Annotated in this window: 23 protein-coding genes; 2 read left to right on the forward strand and 21 right to left on the reverse strand. The window is 70.2% G+C overall.

Features of this window, described 5'->3' with window-relative positions:
- Positions 1-103: 103 nt before the first annotated feature.
- From GGR24_RS02255 to GGR24_RS02315, 13 genes are all read right to left on the reverse strand, one after another.
- Complete coding sequence (locus tag GGR24_RS02255) at positions 104-1051, reverse strand: hypothetical protein (protein WP_183393661.1); 948 nt, start codon at positions 1049-1051, stop codon at positions 104-106.
- Positions 1041-1595 carry a hypothetical protein gene (locus GGR24_RS02260; RefSeq protein WP_183393662.1) on the reverse strand — a complete coding sequence of 185 codons (555 nt, stop codon included), beginning with the start codon at positions 1593-1595 and terminating at the stop codon, positions 1041-1043. The genes GGR24_RS02255 and GGR24_RS02260 overlap by 11 nt, the downstream gene beginning before the upstream one ends.
- Positions 1579-2175 (reverse strand): DUF2135 domain-containing protein, encoded by a 597-nt coding sequence (locus GGR24_RS02265; protein ID WP_183393663.1) that lies wholly within the window; start codon positions 2173-2175, stop codon positions 1579-1581. Before GGR24_RS02265 ends, GGR24_RS02260 begins: the two co-directional genes overlap by 17 nt.
- A gap of 398 nt (positions 2176-2573) precedes the next feature.
- Positions 2574-3401: a MotA/TolQ/ExbB proton channel family protein gene (locus tag GGR24_RS02270; protein ID WP_183393664.1), complete on the reverse strand. Its 828-nt coding sequence runs from the start codon at positions 3399-3401 to the stop codon at positions 2574-2576.
- Complete coding sequence (locus GGR24_RS02275) at positions 3398-3733, reverse strand: FHA domain-containing protein (RefSeq protein ID WP_183393665.1); 336 nt, start codon at positions 3731-3733, stop codon at positions 3398-3400. The genes GGR24_RS02270 and GGR24_RS02275 overlap by 4 nt, the downstream gene beginning before the upstream one ends.
- Positions 3734-3736: 3 nt before the next feature.
- Positions 3737-4651 carry a DUF4399 domain-containing protein gene (locus GGR24_RS02280; protein ID WP_183393666.1) on the reverse strand — a complete coding sequence of 305 codons (915 nt, stop codon included), beginning with the start codon at positions 4649-4651 and terminating at the stop codon, positions 3737-3739.
- A 50-nt stretch (positions 4652-4701) separates the two neighbouring features.
- Positions 4702-5388, reverse strand: a complete 687-nt coding sequence (locus tag GGR24_RS02285; protein ID WP_183393667.1) for a lysozyme family protein — start codon at positions 5386-5388, stop codon at positions 4702-4704.
- Complete coding sequence (locus tag GGR24_RS02290) at positions 5385-5855, reverse strand: hypothetical protein (protein ID WP_183393668.1); 471 nt, start codon at positions 5853-5855, stop codon at positions 5385-5387. Before GGR24_RS02290 ends, GGR24_RS02285 begins: the two co-directional genes overlap by 4 nt.
- Positions 5856-5866: 11 nt before the next feature.
- Positions 5867-7762 (reverse strand): bifunctional serine/threonine-protein kinase/formylglycine-generating enzyme family protein, encoded by a 1896-nt coding sequence (locus GGR24_RS02295; RefSeq protein ID WP_183393669.1) that lies wholly within the window; start codon positions 7760-7762, stop codon positions 5867-5869.
- Positions 7762-8253, reverse strand: coding sequence for a hypothetical protein (locus GGR24_RS02300; protein ID WP_183393670.1), 492 nt, complete (start codon positions 8251-8253; stop codon positions 7762-7764). Before GGR24_RS02300 ends, GGR24_RS02295 begins: the two co-directional genes overlap by 1 nt.
- 160 nt (positions 8254-8413) lie before the next feature.
- Entirely contained in the window at positions 8414-8848 is a 435-nt protein-coding gene (locus GGR24_RS02305) for a DoxX family protein (protein ID WP_183393671.1), read from the reverse strand.
- Positions 8849-8953: 105 nt separating this feature from the next.
- Complete coding sequence (locus GGR24_RS02310; protein WP_183393672.1) at positions 8954-9691, reverse strand: superoxide dismutase; 738 nt, start codon at positions 9689-9691, stop codon at positions 8954-8956.
- Positions 9692-9795: 104 nt separating this feature from the next.
- Positions 9796-10302 (reverse strand): DUF3455 domain-containing protein, encoded by a 507-nt coding sequence (locus tag GGR24_RS02315; RefSeq protein ID WP_183393673.1) that lies wholly within the window; start codon positions 10300-10302, stop codon positions 9796-9798.
- A gap of 382 nt (positions 10303-10684) precedes the next feature.
- Here GGR24_RS02315 and GGR24_RS02320 point away from each other — a divergent pair, with 382 nt between their 5' ends.
- The gene (locus GGR24_RS02320) at positions 10685-11890 is read left to right on the forward strand and encodes an acyl-CoA dehydrogenase family protein (RefSeq protein WP_183393674.1); all 1206 of its coding nucleotides are present in this window, start codon (positions 10685-10687) and stop codon (positions 11888-11890) included.
- A 225-nt stretch (positions 11891-12115) separates the two neighbouring features.
- On the opposite strand, the gene GGR24_RS02325 is transcribed toward GGR24_RS02320, so the two are convergent.
- The 8 genes from GGR24_RS02325 to GGR24_RS02360 form a co-directional block, all read right to left on the reverse strand.
- On the reverse strand, positions 12116-12541 hold the full coding sequence (locus GGR24_RS02325; RefSeq protein WP_183393675.1) for a type II toxin-antitoxin system HicB family antitoxin: 426 nt from the start codon (positions 12539-12541) through the stop codon (positions 12116-12118).
- Complete coding sequence (locus GGR24_RS17540; protein ID WP_183393676.1) at positions 12541-12726, reverse strand: type II toxin-antitoxin system HicA family toxin; 186 nt, start codon at positions 12724-12726, stop codon at positions 12541-12543. Before GGR24_RS17540 ends, GGR24_RS02325 begins: the two co-directional genes overlap by 1 nt.
- Positions 12727-13102: 376 nt before the next feature.
- Positions 13103-14113 (reverse strand): plasmid recombination protein, encoded by a 1011-nt coding sequence (locus GGR24_RS02335; protein ID WP_183393677.1) that lies wholly within the window; start codon positions 14111-14113, stop codon positions 13103-13105.
- A gap of 100 nt (positions 14114-14213) precedes the next feature.
- Positions 14214-14588, reverse strand: a complete 375-nt coding sequence (locus GGR24_RS02340; protein WP_183393678.1) for a hypothetical protein — start codon at positions 14586-14588, stop codon at positions 14214-14216.
- Position 14589: 1 nt separating this feature from the next.
- Positions 14590-15231 carry a ParA family protein gene (locus GGR24_RS02345; RefSeq protein WP_183393679.1) on the reverse strand — a complete coding sequence of 214 codons (642 nt, stop codon included), beginning with the start codon at positions 15229-15231 and terminating at the stop codon, positions 14590-14592.
- A 326-nt stretch (positions 15232-15557) separates the two neighbouring features.
- Positions 15558-16286 (reverse strand): SOS response-associated peptidase, encoded by a 729-nt coding sequence (locus GGR24_RS02350; RefSeq protein WP_183393680.1) that lies wholly within the window; start codon positions 16284-16286, stop codon positions 15558-15560.
- 26 nt (positions 16287-16312) lie between these two features.
- Positions 16313-16882 carry a hypothetical protein gene (locus tag GGR24_RS17545; protein WP_246397911.1) on the reverse strand — a complete coding sequence of 190 codons (570 nt, stop codon included), beginning with the start codon at positions 16880-16882 and terminating at the stop codon, positions 16313-16315.
- A complete protein-coding gene (locus GGR24_RS02360) occupies positions 16879-17094 on the reverse strand; it encodes a hypothetical protein (protein ID WP_183393681.1) in 216 nt (71 codons plus the stop codon). The genes GGR24_RS17545 and GGR24_RS02360 overlap by 4 nt, the downstream gene beginning before the upstream one ends.
- A 59-nt stretch (positions 17095-17153) precedes the next feature.
- On the opposite strand from GGR24_RS02360, the gene GGR24_RS17745 reads away from it, so the two are divergent.
- Positions 17154-17276 carry a hypothetical protein gene (locus GGR24_RS17745; protein WP_281375283.1) on the forward strand — a complete coding sequence of 41 codons (123 nt, stop codon included), beginning with the start codon at positions 17154-17156 and terminating at the stop codon, positions 17274-17276.
- Positions 17277-17320 lie beyond the last annotated feature (44 nt).

Genomic DNA, 17320 nt, shown 5'->3' on the forward strand with positions numbered 1-17320 from the left:
TCGGCCCGCTCGATTACGCGACGGTTTCAGGATCGTCGGGCTTCAACACAGCGGTAATCGGCCTTCGCGCGTGGATGGCATCCGATCCTCGCCGCCGCCGGCGCTACCGGTCGGAGTGCGCCGGCGCGCGCGGTTTCGGAACCGGGCGACACACGCCTGTGCTCTGCACGAGGAGCGGCGTGGCGCCGATCATCGCCTGTCGGCCGAGGGCGCTCGGAACGCCGCCGCTCCGTCCCGCCGAGACGAACAGCGTCAGGGTCGCGGCGTCGCCGTTCGGGTTCACGGAGGCGAGCAGGGCCTGCCTGTCGGTCCTGATGATGCGCGCGACGGTCGCGCCGTCTCGGTCGATCAGCGCCGCGCGCCGCCGCCGCACGTCCTCGGCGGAAGCCGCGATGAGCAGCGTCGACGAGCCGCTCGGCGCGCCGGGTCCGTAGTCCAGCCCACGGAACTGGCCGACCGACACGGCGTGGAAGCTGCAGGCCAGCGGCGCTGCGAGCAGATCGTCGAGCGCATCCGGAGCGCCCCCGGACGCCGGCGGCCTCTCGGCGGACGGAGCCGCCGCGTCGAGGACGGCGAGGCTTCGTCGGAGGAGATCGCGTGCGCTCGGCTCGGGCTGGTCTCCCCCTGCCGCGCCGCCCGCGATGGCGTCGATCCCGAACTGACTGATGCGCTCCGCCAGCGCGGTCTCGGCTGACGTCAGGGGCTTCTCGGGAAGGGTAGCGGATGGAGGCGCGTCGGCCGATCCAGCCGCATCCGGTTCCGGAGAACCGGATGCGGCTGGCGCAGCCGGCGGATAGGTCGCCTGGCGCTTCTGCTCTCCCGAGGCGGAGGACGGCCCGAACTGGGCGAGCTTCGGCGGGGACCCCGTCCCGCTCTCGGGATTCGGGCGCATTTCGCCCGGGCGAGGAGGGGCGAAGTCGTAGCTCCTTCGAGCTGTGTCCGGCTTCTCCGGCGCCGGCGCCTCCGCGGGGGAGAACGCGGTCAGGGCGACGATCGCGGCGATCCCCATGAGCCGCCGGGCCCGCGCCGCCAGCATCCGCTCACAGGACATGAACGGCCACCACCAAATTGTTGAAGGTGAGATAGAAAAGGAGGTTGCTCGCACGATCGGCGCGCTGCTTCGGGACCCGGAAAGCGATCTTCCCGAGCACAACGCGATCGGGATCGTCCCGGCGCAGCGTCACCTTGACCGGTCGAGCGTCGTCGAACAGCCAGTCGACCTTCCGGCCGCGTTCCGCCGGGCGGTACAATGAGAGGCCGAGCCAGTCGAAGTGGAGCTCGCCCGTCTCCCGCGTCGCGCCGCCGTCGCTCGGGTCCATCGACACGTTGAGATAGTCGACGGTCACGACGTAGGCGTCGCCCTCGTCCTGGCAGCGCGCCGCCCCGCTTGCGAGGACGCCCCAGGAGGCGCCGGCGATCTTGACCGGCGACGGCTCGCCCCGCCCCGCGCAGAGCGCCGCGTTCCGGCCGAAGCCGAGCCAGAAATCCGGCTGGCCCTCGTCGGCCCCGGCTGCGGCGGATGACGTCAGAGCCGCCGCCAAGGCGAGGCAGATCGGGATGCGCCGTCGCGCGCGGGCGTCACCGAATGACGACACGGCCGTCGTCCTCCACCGTGAGCGTGGCCGCCCGCACCCGCTCCCTGGCGGTCCGCAGCGTCCGGGGCGGAAGCGCGCGGCGTCCCGTCCGGTCGAACACCGCGCCGCTCACCTCGACGGTCGACCCGGCCGGCAGGCCGTTCGCCACATAATCGATCTGGTAGGGGCCGGGCGTCGCCGCCGGATGCTCCCAGACTTCGACGCCCGGGCCTCCGGTCATGTCGGAGCTGAGTTCCGCGGCGCTCGAGGCGTAGTCGAGGCCGCTGGCGTTCGGCCGGCGCCAGAAGAACTCCTGTCCGGCCGGGTCGGTCACGTGCAGGTCGACGTCGGCGCCGCTCGCGGCCCAGCGGATACGCACCAGCACGAAAGGCGGCCCCGGCGGCCGCGCGGCTTCGAGCTGGCTCTCCAGCCTCCGGATCGTCTCGTCCTTGAGCGCGAGCCGCTCGGGCGCGGTGCGCCCTTCGCCGTAATAGGGGAACAGGATGATCGTCACGAGGATGAAGGCGCCGAGCGCCGACGCGAACAGATCGAGCGCGGAGATGCTGAAGATCTCGATGTGGCGGCGTCGCCGGCGAAGCATGGCGGCGGCTCAGTCCGCGGCCGCCGGGGCGGCTGTGCGCTGCGTGGGGCCGTCAGGAACCTCCCGTTGCTTCGGGACCGGGATGCGGGACCGCGCGTCTCGGCGCCACCACGGTCGCGTCCGGGTCACGGGCCAGGTCGCGGCGCGTCCCGCCGTGATCCTCGGGCCGCGAGGCGGCCTGCTCCTCCCTCGCGCGTTCCCGTCCTCGGCTGGCGTCGCGGGCCGGCCAGGCCAGGCGAGCGGAGACCGGGACTGGTCGAGGCGGCAAGACGGTGACGTCGAGCTCCCTGTCCGGCCCGCGGGTCGCGGCGAGCTCGGCTTCGGGCGTCCGCCGAAGCGGGGCGCGGCGGGGCGAGCGCGACAACAGGGCGAGGATGCGTCTGAACACGGGGGCGCCTTCATGCGGCCGGCTCGGGGTTCGGGACGTAGAGCCGGTTGATGAGATGATCGAGGCAGCGCTGGCCCGAGAGATTGAGGGCGTGCTCTTCGCGCGCCTCCGCGACGCCCTGCCAGAACAGCAGGACCGCGGCCATCAGCAGCGCCACCAGCGTTCCGTCGAACGACACGGCGAGCCGGGCGGTCACCTCGGTCAGCAGCGTGGGCTCCTGGAGCCGGCCGGGCTCGCCCGCGTAGGACAGGGCGTGGCCGATGCCCGTCACGGTGCCGATGAAGCCGAGCGACGGGATCAGCCAGGTGATGTAGCGGAGCGGGGCGTAGCGCAGCTCGATCTCGTGGGAGATCAGGTCGAGCGTGGAGTTCATCAGCATGGTGCACTGCTCGACCGAGGAGCTGATCTGGAACTGGAGGATGCAGCGGGAGATCAGCCGGGGCAGGAAGCTGCGCTCCGCCGCGCCGCTCTCGCGCACCCGCCGGTAGATCAGTTCGAGATCGTCGGCCTGCAGCACGACGCTCGGGTCTTCCGGCAGGTAGCCCAGGGTCAGTTGCCGCAACTCGCGGGAGGCGGCGCGCATCCGCAGCGCGAGCTCGCCCGCCGCGATGCAGAACACGATCCACATGACGTTCTGCACGGAGAACGGATAGAGCAGGCCGCCGCGGTCTATCATGATCTTCGCGGCGGCGTCGGGCAGCACGGCGTGGAAGGCTGCGCAGAGCGCGACGCCGAACAGGCCGGTGGCCGCCGCGAGCGTGGCCCGGCGGTCTTCGAGCCGGGGGCGGCTTCCAGAGAGGCCGTCCGGCGTCGCCGGTTCGGCGGCTGCGATCGTCATCGATTGCGCACCACGATCCGCCCCGTGAGGGGGTCCCTTTCCACGCGACGGAGCGGCCGCGTGGGAGAGGGCAGTTTTGCGCGCTCGAGAAGATCCCCTACCGTCGTCTCGAACTCGCCGAGGCGGATGAGGTCCCCGGCCGCGAGCTGCGCCTCCGTCATCGGCAGCCAGTCGTCGCCCTCCCTGCGGCAGCTACCGGCGGTGCTTCCCGTGTCCACGAACAGGAACCGGCCGGGCCCCACGGCGCTGAGCCGGGCGTGCTGGCGGGACACGGTCGGATCGACGACGACGATGTCGCAGCTCGGCGCGCGGCCGATCGAGAAGCTCGACATGGTCTAGCGCCCCTGCTTTCCGGCCAAACGGACCACCACCGACAGGCGCTTCGACATCACCGGCGGATCGAACTGCCGGCCGTCCGCGTCGGTGAAGACGAGCTGCAGCGTGTGCCGCCCGGGCGGGAGCCGCAGTTCCGCCTCGGTGGCGCCGTCCGGGAAGCCGCGATGACGATCGTCCTGCGGAAGGAGATCGTCCGGCGAGAGCTCGCCCGCGTCGACCAGCAGATGATGATGCCCGGAGTTCGGCCGGGCGCCGGCGTCCGCCGGAGCGACGCCCATGCCCCGAAGGCCGAAATAGACGGTCATGCGCGGCGGGACGGTCTGGCCGTCGCGCAGCCCGACCAGGTAGACCTCGGCCCCGGCCGGCGCCGACAGGCGTGGCGGGACGGCGACGACGTTGATCGTGGGCGAGGCCACGGACGGTTCGAGCGGCGCGTGATCCTTGTCGCCGATCACGAGCTGCAGCGTGTGGGGGCCGGGGCTGAGCTCTATGTCGGCCTCGGTCTGGCCCTGGCCGAGATGCAGATGATTGTCGTCGGCGGGGATCGGCCGGTCGGGCGCGGGCGGTGGGGCGTCGATGAGCAGGTGATGGTGGCCGGTTCCGGGGAACGCCACGCCGGCCGGCGAGACGCCCATGTTGGACAGGCCGAAGCGGACCCGGAGCTTCAGCGGCACGCGCGCGCCGTCCTGGAGATCGATGAAATAGACGGCCGCCCCCTCCGGCGCCCGCGTTGGCTCGGCGTGCGGCGGCGCCGCGTGGGATTGGTCGGCCCGCACGTCGGCGGCCGCGCCCGCGAGAAGCAGGGCGGCGACGGCGGCTGACCGCCATCCGCGCAGGAAGCAGCCGGCGCTCCGCTCAGGCGGCGGCCCCGGCCGCCGGCTCGGATCAACGTGGGTCGCGGCTTTCCTGAACATGATCTTCCCTGGGTTCGAGGGGCGCTGACCAGACGCGGGCGCTGAAGCCGTCACTCGTTGTCGAAGGGCCATGGCTTTCGCTCCGGCGGCGCGCCCGCGTCCGTCGGCGTGGCGGTGTCCAGGCCGTCCGCCGCGATCGGCGCCGCGAAGCGCTGTCCGGGCGGGCTCGGCCTCGCGAAGGGCGGGAAGGCGCCGGTCCGCATCGCCGCAGCCATGCGGCGCGCGCGCAGGGGCGAGTCCGAGCGGCTCCACTTGGACTGCTCCATCGACGCCGTGGCGGCCGGCCAGTCCTGCGCCTGCACGGCCGGGATCAGCCGCCGGAACTTGCCGAACCGCGCCTCGCCCATCTGGTAGACCATCGCCGACAGGACGATCTGGCGCGGCAGGTCGATGACGCGGAAGCGGGGGAAGTGGCGGCACACGCCGTTGAGAGCCACGAACTCCGATATCAGCAGCAGCGACTGAGCTTCGGGCTCGGTCAGGAAGGCCGCCTTGGCGATCAGGTCGGACGTCGTCTTCGCCGTCACGCGGCGCAGGACGCCCGCCGCGCCGCCGTCCTCGAGGTTGAACCCGTAGCCGATGGTCGCGATGCCCTTGCTGTCCCGGTAGGACACATGCAGCCCGTTCCGCACGATGCGGCCCTCCTCGAAGATCAGGAGGTTCTTCAGCCGGTCGGTGAGCTCGTCGGCGGAGCCGGCGGCGACGCAGGGCGGCGGGGGCGAGAGCGCGGCCGTCATGGCAGGTTGATCGTCACGATCGCGCTGTTTTTTTTTGAGCAGGCGGCGTCCGCGCAGGTCTGCGCGATCCAGAACTCGCCGCCCGCGAGGCCGACCTCGTCGCCGCGGACGATCATCCGGCTTTCGTCCGTCACGGCCTCCCGGAGTTGCGCGGCCTTCAGCAGTTTTTCGGCGACCGTCCGCAGCTGCTCCCTGGGCACGACGGTGTTGGACGCGCCTTCCGTCACCCGCACCTGCGGGGCCGTCAGCTCCAGGATCGGCGCAGGGTCGCCGGATGCGGCGCTCCGGGCGATGCCGTTGACGACGCCTTCGACCTGCGCGACGTCGAAATCGCGCGCCTCGAGGTCGCGTCGCAGCGTCGGCGAGGCGGCGTAGACGCGCCGCTCGGCGGTCTGCGCAGCGGCGAGGGCGCAACTCCCCAGCGTGAAGGCCAGGCTTGCCGCGAGCGTCCTGATCATGATGGCCATGATGCCGCCTCCTATGGCCGCGCTGCCGGCGCGGGGGCGGCCGCGAGATCGCTCACGACCCGCAACCCGTTGGTCACGTAGGGGACCGCCGCGTCGTACTTGAAGCGCGCGGCGGACCGCACATAGCGGGCGTCGCTGTTGAAGCCGCCGCCCCGGAGCACGCGCTGTCCGCAATCCGGAGTGGTCACAGCGCGCGCGTCCGACGGTGCCGAGCGGTAGTCCGGGGTCCAGCAATCCTCGACCCACTCGGCCGCGTTTCCCGCTGTGTCGTAGAGCCCGAAGCCGTTGGGCGGGAAGCTGCCCGTCGCCACGACGGCGCCCCGGGCGCCGCCGCAGTCCGCGCAATTCGCGTGGGTCTCCCCGACCTCGTCGCCCCACCAGAACGAGCCGACTGCGCCGCCCCGCGCGGCGTATTCCCACTCGGCCTCGCTCGGCAGGCGGTAGGGCTGGCCGGTCGCGTCGGAGAGCCAGTCGGCGTAGCGGCGAGCCTGGTTCCAGCTGACGCCGGTGGCGGGCGCGCGGTCGTCCGCGGCGCGCGGATTCCGGGCGAGCGGCTCGCAGCCTCCCGCGGCCACGCAGGCGACCCATTCACGCCGCGTCACCTCGCGCTGGCCGATCGCGAAGGGCTTCGCCAGCGTCACGATGCGCACCGGCCGCTCGTCGGCGCGGCCGTCGTCGGAGCCCATCCGGAACGCCCCGGCGGGCGCCACCGTCATCACGGGGCAGTCCTGGCAATCCTTGAACGTGGCGCCGGGACGAAGACCCGCGGTCTCCCGCTCGGAAAGCGCCTTGGGCGGCGCGCTCGCTATCGCGGGCGCATCGGCTTCCGGCGCCCGTGCCCGCGGCAGCAGGAACGCCGCGGCCCCGGCGACGATGACGACGGTCGCGACCGCGAGGCCGACGACTTTCGCGCGGCCGCTCGCGGACCTGGCGCCCCCGCCGGGCGCGGGCGCCGCAGGAGCCTGCGCGGCGGCCGGCAGCAGGCTTCTTGCGTGGGCGACCGAGGCCGGCCGCCCGGCGGGCTCGATCGCGAGCAGCGCATCGACGAGCCGAAGAAGCGCCTCGTCGTAGCGCCCCGCGGCGGCGACGCCGGCGGGCGGAAGCGGATCGTCCCGCAGGCGCCTCAGGGAGTCGGTCGGAACCTTGCCGGTGACCGCCCGGTAGAGGATCGCCCCAAGGGAGTAGATGTCCGACCAGGGTCCCTGCTGATCCCCGATGCCGTACTGCTCGGGCGGCGAGTAGTTCGGCGATACGATCTGGGTGACGGTCGCGCTGTGGCGCAGTCCGAAATCGCGCGCCGCGCCGAAGTCGATGAGGACCGGCGTGTCGTCGTCGCGCAGGATCACGTTCCTCGGCTTTAGGTCGCGATGCAGGATGGCCCGGTCATGGAGCGCGCCCAGCCCATCGAGCACGCCGTTCAGGATGCTGAGGACGCGGCGCTCCGGCAGCGGCGCCTCCTCGAGCGTCGCCTCCAGCGAGCGGCCCTGCACGAAGTCCAGCACGATGTAGCCGGTGCCGTGGGCCTCGAAGAACCTGCGGACCTGCACGATGTTGGGGTGCCGAACGCGGGCGATGATCCGGGCCTCGTCCAGGAAGGACGCGACGCCGGCGTCGAAGGTCGCGGCGTCCCGGCTCGACCGCGCCCGCGCCGACTGGTCGCTGGCCCTGATCGCCGCGTGCGCGGGAAAGAACTCCTTGACCGCGACCGGCTCCCTGAGAAGCGTGTCCTCGGCCAGATAGGTGATGCCGAAGCCGCCGTGGCCCAGCACGGCGTCGATCCGGTACTCGAACAGGCGCGTGCCGCGCGAAAGCGCGGCCAGGTGGTCGTCCGTCCCGCCGAAGCGGGCGGCGTTCCGGAGCGCCGGATCTGTCGCCCGCAGAAGATCGCCGCTGTCCTCCTTCGCCATCAATCGGCGCTTCGGAAGGTGAGGCCGGCGAACGTCCGGCATCCCGGCTGCGCGGGGTCGACCGCAAATCCTCCGAAGACGCTGGCGACCCGGCAGGTGAAGGGAAACCGGGTTCTTCCGACGTCGCCGTCGCCGTTCACGAAGGTGATGGCGCCGGCGCGGCTCTCGTAGCGGCCGACCGCCTGGCGAGCGCCTCCGAGTTCCTGGACCAGGAACGCGCCGTCCGGCTGGAGGGAGAGGGCGACGGAGGCCGAGAGGTAGATTCCGGGCCGCACCCTCGCGCCGCCGCCGCTCTTGGTCCCGACCGCGTCCGCGGCCGCGATCCCGAGGACGGACGCCGCAAGCGCGACCACGCCGACGCTGCGGCTGCGCGCCGGCCGTAGCGGCGCGGCCGCGCCGTCCCGTCGAGAGGAGGGAAAAAGCTTCCTGCGGCTCAGCTTGGACCGTCGCCGGACGTCGGCCTCGGTCGGGCGCATCATGATTTCGAACAAGGGATGACCGGCGGCTGAAGGGCTTCGATGACTGAATGAAGACCCGGCGCGTTGCACCCAGATGTTCCGCTGGTTACGCCTGTAATTGCGTCTTCCGGGGAATGGGGCGCCGAATTCATGCCGGCCGCCGCGAAAGCGCTGGTCGCCCCTCGCGCCTGCTTCAGTCGGCGAGCGGCCGCTTCGGACCGCCCAGCAGCGCGGCGCGCACCCGGACGTCCGCGAGCGCCAGCCCGACCCAGATCGAGAGCCCGAGGAAGATGCTCAAAAGCTGAGGCGGGGACCCGAACCCCTCGACCCGAAAATGCGAGCAGATCGCTCCGCCGAGGAAGCCGGTCGTGAGCACCGCCCCGAGCGGCGCGAACCGGGGGATCGCAAGCAGGGCCGCGCAGGTCAGGGTGATGACCGCAAGTCGCGGGCCCTGGTCCGCGGCGAAGCCGATCTGCGTCAGGGCGCGCACCATCACGTCCGGCGAAAGGATCTGGAGGATGCCGTCTGCGAGCAGGAGCAACGAGGCCCCCAGGACAACCGCGCGCCCGAGCACCGCGGCGCGCACCGTCCCGATGCTTCGGGATGAGGGAAGTGCTTCGTACGTCATCTCTGGATGTCCTCGTCTGAGGGTGAAGTCGTCTTCAGACCGCGCCAGCAACGCCGACGGCCGCGCCGCCGCGTGAGGCGGTCGCCTCGGATCGTCGGCGTCGCGCTAGATGGTCAGTTCGCCCGTCCGGGCGGCGCGGTAGCGTTCCTCGATGCGCGCCCAGTTCAGCACGTCCCACCACGCCTTGAGGTAGTCGGCGCGCCGGCTCTGATACTTGAGGTAGTAGGAGTGCTCCCACAGATCGTTGCCGAACAGGACGCGTTTGCCGTCCATCAGGGGCGTGTCCTGGTTCGGCCGGGTCTCGATCGCGAGCCTGCCCGTCCGGTCGACCGTCACGAACACCCAGCCCGACCCGAAAACGCCGGCGCCGGCTGCGTTGAACCGGCGCTGCAGGTCATCGAGCCCGCCGAAGTCGCGCTCAATCGCCTCCATGGCTTCGCCGGTCGGCGCGCCTCCGGCGCCGCCCATGACCAGCCAGTACATCGAGTGGTTCGCATGGCCGCCGAGATTGTTGTGCACCGTGGCGCGCACGGCGTCCGGCAGGTCGCCGAGGCGGGAGAGCACGTGCTCGATGGGGCGCTTCGCGATCTCCGGGGCGACCTTCGCGGCCTGGTTCAGGTTGGCGACGTAAGCCGCATGATGCCGGCCGTGATGCAGAGCGACGGTCTGGGCGTCGATGCTCGGCTCCAGCGCGCTCGCCGCGTAGGGCAGGGGAGGAAGCTGGAACGGACCGGAGGAGCCGCCCGCGCTCGTGTTGTCGTAGGACTGGCTGAAGCCGTCGCGCGAGGTCGCGACGATCGCCGTCGCGCCGGCGGCGACGGTCAGCAGGGTGCGGCGTGTCATGGCCACGGTCGATCCTTTCCCGAGAGGAACGGAGGGGGAGCCGGAGGCGAGGATCGCCTTCGGGTTCGATGCGGAACTTGTGGGCGGGGCGGCGCGACGGGCGCTCAGCCGCGGAGAAAGACGTACTCCGCGGCGTAGGGTTGGAGATGGAGAGCGCCGGGCTCGCCGCAGATCCCGCTGAAGACGCCGCCATGGGTCTCCAGCCGCTGGATCGTTGTGGCCTGCGCGAGCGATCCCTCGCCGCTTCGCCGGACGACGGCGAGCTTGAGCTGGGCGATGTCGCCGGCGGTCGGGCCCGGGCTCTGGGCTTCCACGCGGCCGACGACCACGTCTCCGGAAAGCTCCCAGCTCGGACCTGCGAAGTGGCGGCCGACCGTCTTGCCGTCCTGCAGCAGCGTGGCGAGCGGCTCCCGGAACCGCCACGCCAGGCCCGCCGGCCCGGCGACGCATTCGTAGATCTGGACGCCCTCAGCGTGCAGCCGCGCGATCTCGACCTTGCCGGGCGCGGCGATCTGCGCGGGAATGTCGGCGGCGGTCGGGGCGCCGGCGGCGAGCAGACCGCCGATGGCGATCAGGCCGAGCCCGCCCGCCGCGAGCCAACTCGCTGACATGCGAGGCGCGCCGGGCGCGCTCGCGGAGACGTCAGGCTTCATCGCGATTACCCCTCCGAGAGCGCCGGGGCCCGTGTCGCTCGGCCCGTGTGCGGCTCCGCCGAAGCAAGTCCGTCAGTGCGACGGGGCTGGCGCGGCGGCGTTCCTGGAGGTGATCTGCAAGTATGGATAATGCAGTCGCGTTTCACTTGGGGTTTGTCCTGCTACAGAAGTAATGGCGCTCCGCTGATGCGCGAAGATGCGCCGGCTCCCCAGCGCCCCTTGTGTTGCATTCGTAATGGGGCGGCCGATCGCGCCATGCCCGTGTAACCGAGGCCAGCTACCTCGCGGCCCTTCAGGACCGCCCGCGCCATCCCGGCCGGCGGCCCGCCGGAGAAGCGAGATGGCGATGGACAGACAATCGAGCCTGGGCGCGGCCGCCCGCATGCGTGAGCGCTTCGAGGAGCCGGCCGGAGCGGCGCGCATCCTCGCCGAGATCGACGCGCTCGCGCCGGTGATCGTCGCGGAGGCGTCGAAGGGCGAGGCGGAGCGGCGGATATCGCCGGTCATCATGGAGCGGCTCGGCGCGGCCGGCCTCTACCGGGCGACCGCCCCGCGGAGCCACGGCGGCCTCGAGGTCGACCTCGCGACCATCGGCACGATCATCCGCCGCCTCGCGCGGCTCGACGCCTCCGTCGGATGGGTCGCGGGCGTGCGCATGGTGGTGCAACTCGGCCTGCCTCTGCTGCCCCGCGACCGGTACGAGGCCGTGATGGGCGATGGCCCGGACGTCCTGCTCAACGCCAGCAACCAGCCCGGCGGACAGGCCGAGGCGACGCCGGAAGGACTGCGCGTCACCGGCCGCTGGCCGTTCGCGAGCGGCTGCGAGGATTCGCACTGGATGGCGCTCGCCTGCGTGCTGACCCGGGACGGCGCGCCGCTTCCCGGCCCGATGGAAGGCGTCCCGGCGATGCGGATGGTGCTCGTGCCGCGCCGGCACATACGGATTGAAGACACCTGGCGCGCCCTGGGGCTCGAGGCCACGGCGAGCCATCATGTGGTGGTTGATGGCGCGGTGATCCCGGAAAGCGACGCGATCGACGTCGGGTCGGCGCGCTCCTGCCTGCCGGGCCCGCTCCAGGGCCGGGCGATGCAGATCGCGGCGCTCATGCATTGCCCCCTGGCGCTGGGCGTCGCCGAAGGCGCGCTCGACGACCTCGTCGCCGCGGCGAAAGCCGGCCGCCGCCTGCTCGGCTCCGCGACGGCGTTGAAGGATTCCGAGGTCTTTCAGTTCCAGCTCGGTCAGGCCCAGGCTGAACTGAGGGCGGCCGAGGCGCTCACCGACGCCGAGACCGCGCGGCTGTGGAACGACGCCGAGGCCGGCCTGCTTCAGCCGGGGCTCCCGCACCCGGCGCTCCTCCAGTCGGCGGCCTGGATCACGCAGGCCTGCCTGCGGGTGACCCAGAAATGCTTCGAGCTCTGCGGCGCCTCGGCCGTCTACGAAAGCTCGTCCCTGCAGCGTCGTCTGCGCGACCTGTCGACCGCGGCGCAGCACACCCATGTGCAGGGCCGCAACTACATCCCGGCGAGCCGCCTGCTCCTCCAGTGAAGCCGGCGTGACCGGCGCCGTGTGGGCTGGCGGAGGCCTGCGAGCAGGACTGTCCTCACCGCCAAGCACGTTCGGGAGCGCGGATGCGCGCGCTCTCGAACGATGCGGCGCACGAGCTTCAGCGGCGCGGCCTCAAGGCTTCCCGCTGGAAGGCGCTGCGCCTCCAGCAATGCCAAGCGGACGGCCGAATATGCGCCGCGGTTCGCCCAAGGCGTCTAGCGGGTGTCAGGCCGCCTCGAGCACCCTGACATCGAGGGTCCGCCCAAGCGCATCGAAGGCGGCTTCCAGTTGATCAAGCCGCGAGGCGTGATCCAACCGGAAGAGCCGGTCCACCTGCTCACGATGCCAGCCAAGGCGGCGCGCGAGTTCAGCCCGCGACATGCCTTGAGCCTTCAGAGCCATGTAAAGCAGGGTCTTCACGGCGGTGAGCGCCGGAAGCCGCGCCACGCTGTCGCCGGCCTTCAAGGCCGGCGTCGGGATCTCGGCGCCCTCTGCGATCCTCGCGGCGATCGCCTCCTCGATAGCGGAGACGGCGTTCGACAGGACGCTCGGACCATCCTCGCCGTAGGTGGTGACCTCCGGCAGATCGGGACAGGTGACAAGGAACGTGCCGTTGTCATCCGGTGTGGTCTGGATCTTGTACGCGAGCATCACTTCAGTCCCAGGTCCTTGAGGATCTTGTTCACGAGCCCCGTGCCGAGCTCCTTACGGCCATGCATCGGAAGCTGAGAGGTCCGGCCGTCACGCTTCACCGTCAGGTGACCGCTGCCGCCCCGGTGTGTCTCGAAGGTGCAGCCGCTCCTGGCGAGGAGCTTCTTGAGTTCGTTCGCGTTCACGAAATTAGGGTGCTCCACACTTCTGTGGAAGTCAACAGAAGTGTGGAACGTTGGTCTCGTTGCTGCAGCGCCTGCGATTGGGAGACCGACATCAGTCGCCGTTAGAACCCGATGACGTCCCTGCTGGCGTTGGTCGCGGGCATCAGCGAACTGCCGGCTTATGTCCGGCATCCGGGAGCGTCCTGTTCCGCCATGTCGGCTTTGTCCGCAGGACACTTTCCCAAGAAGCTCTCGGGATGTATGGCTGGGGCGGGAGGAACCCCACCTGCATACAAGCTCTCTCTGCGGCCCTTGAGGCATCAAGGATTTCCGCCGACGCGCGGGTGGACGGTGCGCCACCCCAGCGCGCCAGGTCAAGGCCCGGGCGCGAGACGTGTCAGCCGCACGACCGAGGGACGACAGACGGGCTGAGGCCATGGGCCTCGAGGATGGCGAGCGCATCCGCCAGAGCGGCTTCAGCATTGTCGCCGCGCGACCGCTGCGCTGCGAGCTCCGCGTCCATGGAGGCGCGGTAACGCCTGGCCCTGTGGAACTCCTCGGCCGCTTCAGCCTCGCGCGCCGCCAGACGTGCTTCGTCCTCGTTCCTCAGCTCGATAAGGCGGTTCTGAAGCCGGCGCTTCGCATCCATGATCGCCTTGTCCCGTTCGCGCTCGAGGCGCCGCGTCGTCAGATGGACTTCGCGCGTCCGCCGGCGGCGACGAGGACCATAGCGCTCATGGCCGAACCGGGAGCCGACAGCGTCGTGATAATCGTCCAGCAGGCCGCTCATCGCCGTGCAGTAAGCGAGCCGCTCGGCCCGCTTACTTTCCCTGTCGGAGCCGGGCGCGGGCGCGCCTGCGACGACGCTCTTTTCCCTGGCGGCGACGATCGCGGCGCGACCGCAGTGGATCAGATCGTGCCGCAGCCGGCCCTCCAGGAGTGGCGGCACGATGAAAAAGTGGATGTGAGGATATTCCTCGTCGAGGTGCAGGACCGCGGACTTAAGCGCGGAGCCAAACTGCTTCTGCGCCCATTTCAGCGCCGCTTCCTTCCAGGCGAGGAAGGCGGGATCGACGATCCTGCGGCGGCCGCCGTGATCACGGCTCACGACGCTGCTTGTCTGCTTCGGGTAGCTCGCGACTGCGGCGAACATGACGATGGCGTCGATCCGGACTTTTCTTCCGATGGCGTCTCTGGCGTGATCAGCCTGCGCGATCGCCTCGGCGGCCGCCTCGCTGGGCGAGCCGCCGAAGAGGCGGATCGGCTTCATCGGCGACGGAACGTGGCGGCAGGCATGCCGCTGGCGTTCAGCCTCGGCGATGATCCCGGCGACATGCGCCTTCGGATCGCCGGTTTTGCGGGCGGCTCGCGGGTACCCGATGATGTGGAAAAAGTCGAACTTTGGCATCGCTGTCTCCTTCGAGACGTTGATGCCCGAGAGTCTGGAAAGAGACACGCGATCATCGAACGTGCCATCGGGCGCGATCGATATCCTATGACCGACTAGGCTATGTTTTTTTCCGGGGGCGCGAAGGACGATAGAGGGTCGACACCTCTGCGAGATCGGGGCGCGGCGGCGGCATGCGGATCCCCAGCGGCGCCGGGCGAGATTTGCGGGTCCGGCTAAGGTAGCGGGCTATCGCCGGAGCCCTGTCGCGGATCGTCGGACGGCCGATGGCTTCGAGTCCCACATCGAGCAGATGATGGACGAAAGCGTTGACGGACACGCGGTGCGTCCGAGCGAGATCGTGCAGATCGTCGATCACCGCGCGAGGCGTACGCACGACTAGCTGGTCCACAGCTCCAATTGCGGCCGTCAGATCCGGATCACGCTCGGCCACGTCGCGGATCTCGTCGAGGAGGGTTCTGTGTGCGGAGCTCACGTCACGCTCCTGCGGTCTGAGCAAGCCGGCGGCGGATCGCTCGCCAGGCGACCTTCGGCTCGTCCGCGAGCTCAGGGTCTCCGGACATCTCGGAGACCGAGAGACCGCTCGCGATCGCCGATTGATATCGGACCCGGTCCGAAAGCTGCGCATCAAGCACGCAGCCGCCAGACCGGCGATGGTAATCTCGGATCTGCTGCACTCGGGCTTCCGTGTTCGCCTTCACGCATGTCAGCAAGACACCGAACGCGACGCCCGCCCTCCGGCAGGACCAGACGTTGGGCGCGATCGCGTCTCGATCCAGCACCGTCGGACGACACGGCACAGCGACGAAGTCGGAGCACGCGATCAAGCCGGTCAAGGCCGGGTCGTCACGACCGGCGGTGTCGACGAAAACGAGATCGAAGCCTTCATCTCGGGCCCGGCGCAGCCTGCGATCAACGTCAGCCAGGCGACACGCTTCCACCACAGGCCAGGGAGCGTTCCGGCGGCCGCGCCAGGCCAGCGCACTGCCCTGCGCTATGTCGGTGTCCAGGATCAAGACGCCGGCCCTTTCCATCCGCGCAGCGGCCACGGAGACTGAAATAAGGCTCGTGGTCTTTGCTGAGCCGCCCTTCTGCGAAATGAACGCGACGCATTCCATCTCCGACCTCACCGCTGATCACTGGAGCCGGCTATTGGGCTCTATGCAAAAAAGCGTAAGAGGAGATCGCCTCGCGGAAAAAGGAATTCTTGTCGAGTAAATCGCGGCGGCTCGCAGAACGCGAGTTTCGTCGATCTCAAGACATCAAGACCACAAGACCTCAGCGTCTCTGCCGCCGGGCTTCAAAGGCCGCGTGGGTAGCTCGGGCGAAGAACATCAGCGAGGGGAGGAGCCGGGGCCCCGTTCCACCAGGTAACGCGTCACTCAGCAGTCGGAAGGCCAGTGGCGTAGCGCATGTGCGTCACGGCTGACCGCGAGTTCAGACCCTAAAGCGCCACGCCGTCCTGCTTTTCACCACGCGCGACAACCATCAGCGCGTCGTCCGGCAACGGACGCTGGAGCGCCTTCGCCTCATCCCAGGACGCGCGCATCCAGACGTCGATCTCCTCCGCCGTCGTGAGGATCACCGGCATCGCCTTCGGGTGGATGAGCGCGACGACGGCGTTCGGCTCCGTCGTGAGGAAGCCGTAGACGTCGCAGGTGACCTCGCCCTCCGACTTCTTCCGAACGCAGCTCCAGTTCGTCCAGAGCCCGGCGAACACGCAGAGCGGCCGGCTCTCGTCGAGCGCGAACCACACGGGGACTTTCTTGCCCTCAGGGTTCGTCTCGTATTCCGAGAACGACGTCATCGGAACGACGCAGCGGTTCGCCGGGCCCAGCCACCGCCGCCAGTGCTGAGACGCGACGTTGCGGATGTTGGTCGTGCCGATGTCCGGCTCCGCCCTCAGCAGCGCCTGGAAGTCGACGGGCTGCCCCTTCTTCTCCAGCGCCGCGGCACGCTTCTTCGTCGCCTCGAAAATGGCGCGGCTGGAGGACGGCATTCCCCACCGGGCGAGCACGAGCTCGCGGCCCTCTTCCGAGTTGCGGACGATGGGGGCGGGATAGTCCGGGAAAATCGCCGGCATGGGTGGGAGGTTGCCGGTGCGGTCGACGAGAGCCTTGGTCAGCTCGCGGATCGCCGCCTGGCCTTTGGTGACGCTGTAGAGGTTGCACATCGGCGCAGTCTGCCGCGGTGGACGACTCACTTAAAGACCCGCTTGCGGCCCTTCGGAAGGTGGGCGCGGACCCGTTCGATCTCCGCGTTCACCGCGGCCGGCGCCTCCGTCGAGGGCTCCGGTTCCGGATGCTGCGCCACCAGCTGTCCAAAGCGCCGAAGCACGATCTGCTGCCCCTGCTCCAGCTTCAGAACCTCGATCGCGGCATGGAAGGCCGCGCGCGCGACGTCGCTGTCCGCTGAGGCGGCGATCATGCGGTCGAGAGAGCCACCGGCGCGGTAGAGCTCCACCCGATGCGGCAGCGCCGCCATGTCCTCGCGTGGCGAGGGCGCACGGACGCCGCCCTCGTCCGTGATCGGAGGCGGCATGAAGGCGACGGCGACTTTCAGCGACCGGCACGCCGGGCAACGGAGCCGGCCCGCAAGATCGCCAAGAGGAAGCCCGGCGCCGCGCGTCCAGACGAGCGTCTCCATCTCGAGCTCGTATTCGCGATGACACTCCCGGATCGACTTCATTCCGTCGCGCTTGCCGTGCGCGCAGCGCGCCTTCACGCGCCAGCCGGCGCGCCAAGCTTCGCCGAGCGTCTCGACGGTCACGGGAGCTTCCGCAGCGGCTGGCGTCCGCGCCGATAGCCGAGCGAGATCCGGCTGTGCGCCAGGGCCCTGGCCTCCTCGCGCTCAGCCAGCTGCACAAGCAGCGCCCAGACCGCCGCACGTGGGTCCCCGCCGGCCGCCCGAATCGCGTCGTCGACGGCGGCTTCGCGCGCGCCTAAGCTCTCGTCCTCAAGCCGCTCGGCAGCGTCCGTCATGATCCATCTCCATCTTCAGGAGAGATGGATTCCATGAGAACGAAATGAGAACAAGAGCGATGAGGAAGGACGGTCGCCGGCACTGGGATCATGACGAGGATCCGCGGCCGATCCTCTCGACCGTGTTCGCGATCGTCACGCCGCTAGCGCTTGCGGCGCTCATCTGGCTGCGCTGGGGATGAGATGAAAGCCCCCGAACGCCGCCCGATAAAGTAATGCCCTTAGC

Origin of the sequence: Hansschlegelia beijingensis, from assembly GCF_014196425.1 — a bacterium.
Taxonomy (GTDB): Bacteria; Pseudomonadota; Alphaproteobacteria; order Rhizobiales; family Methylopilaceae; genus Methylopila; species Methylopila beijingensis.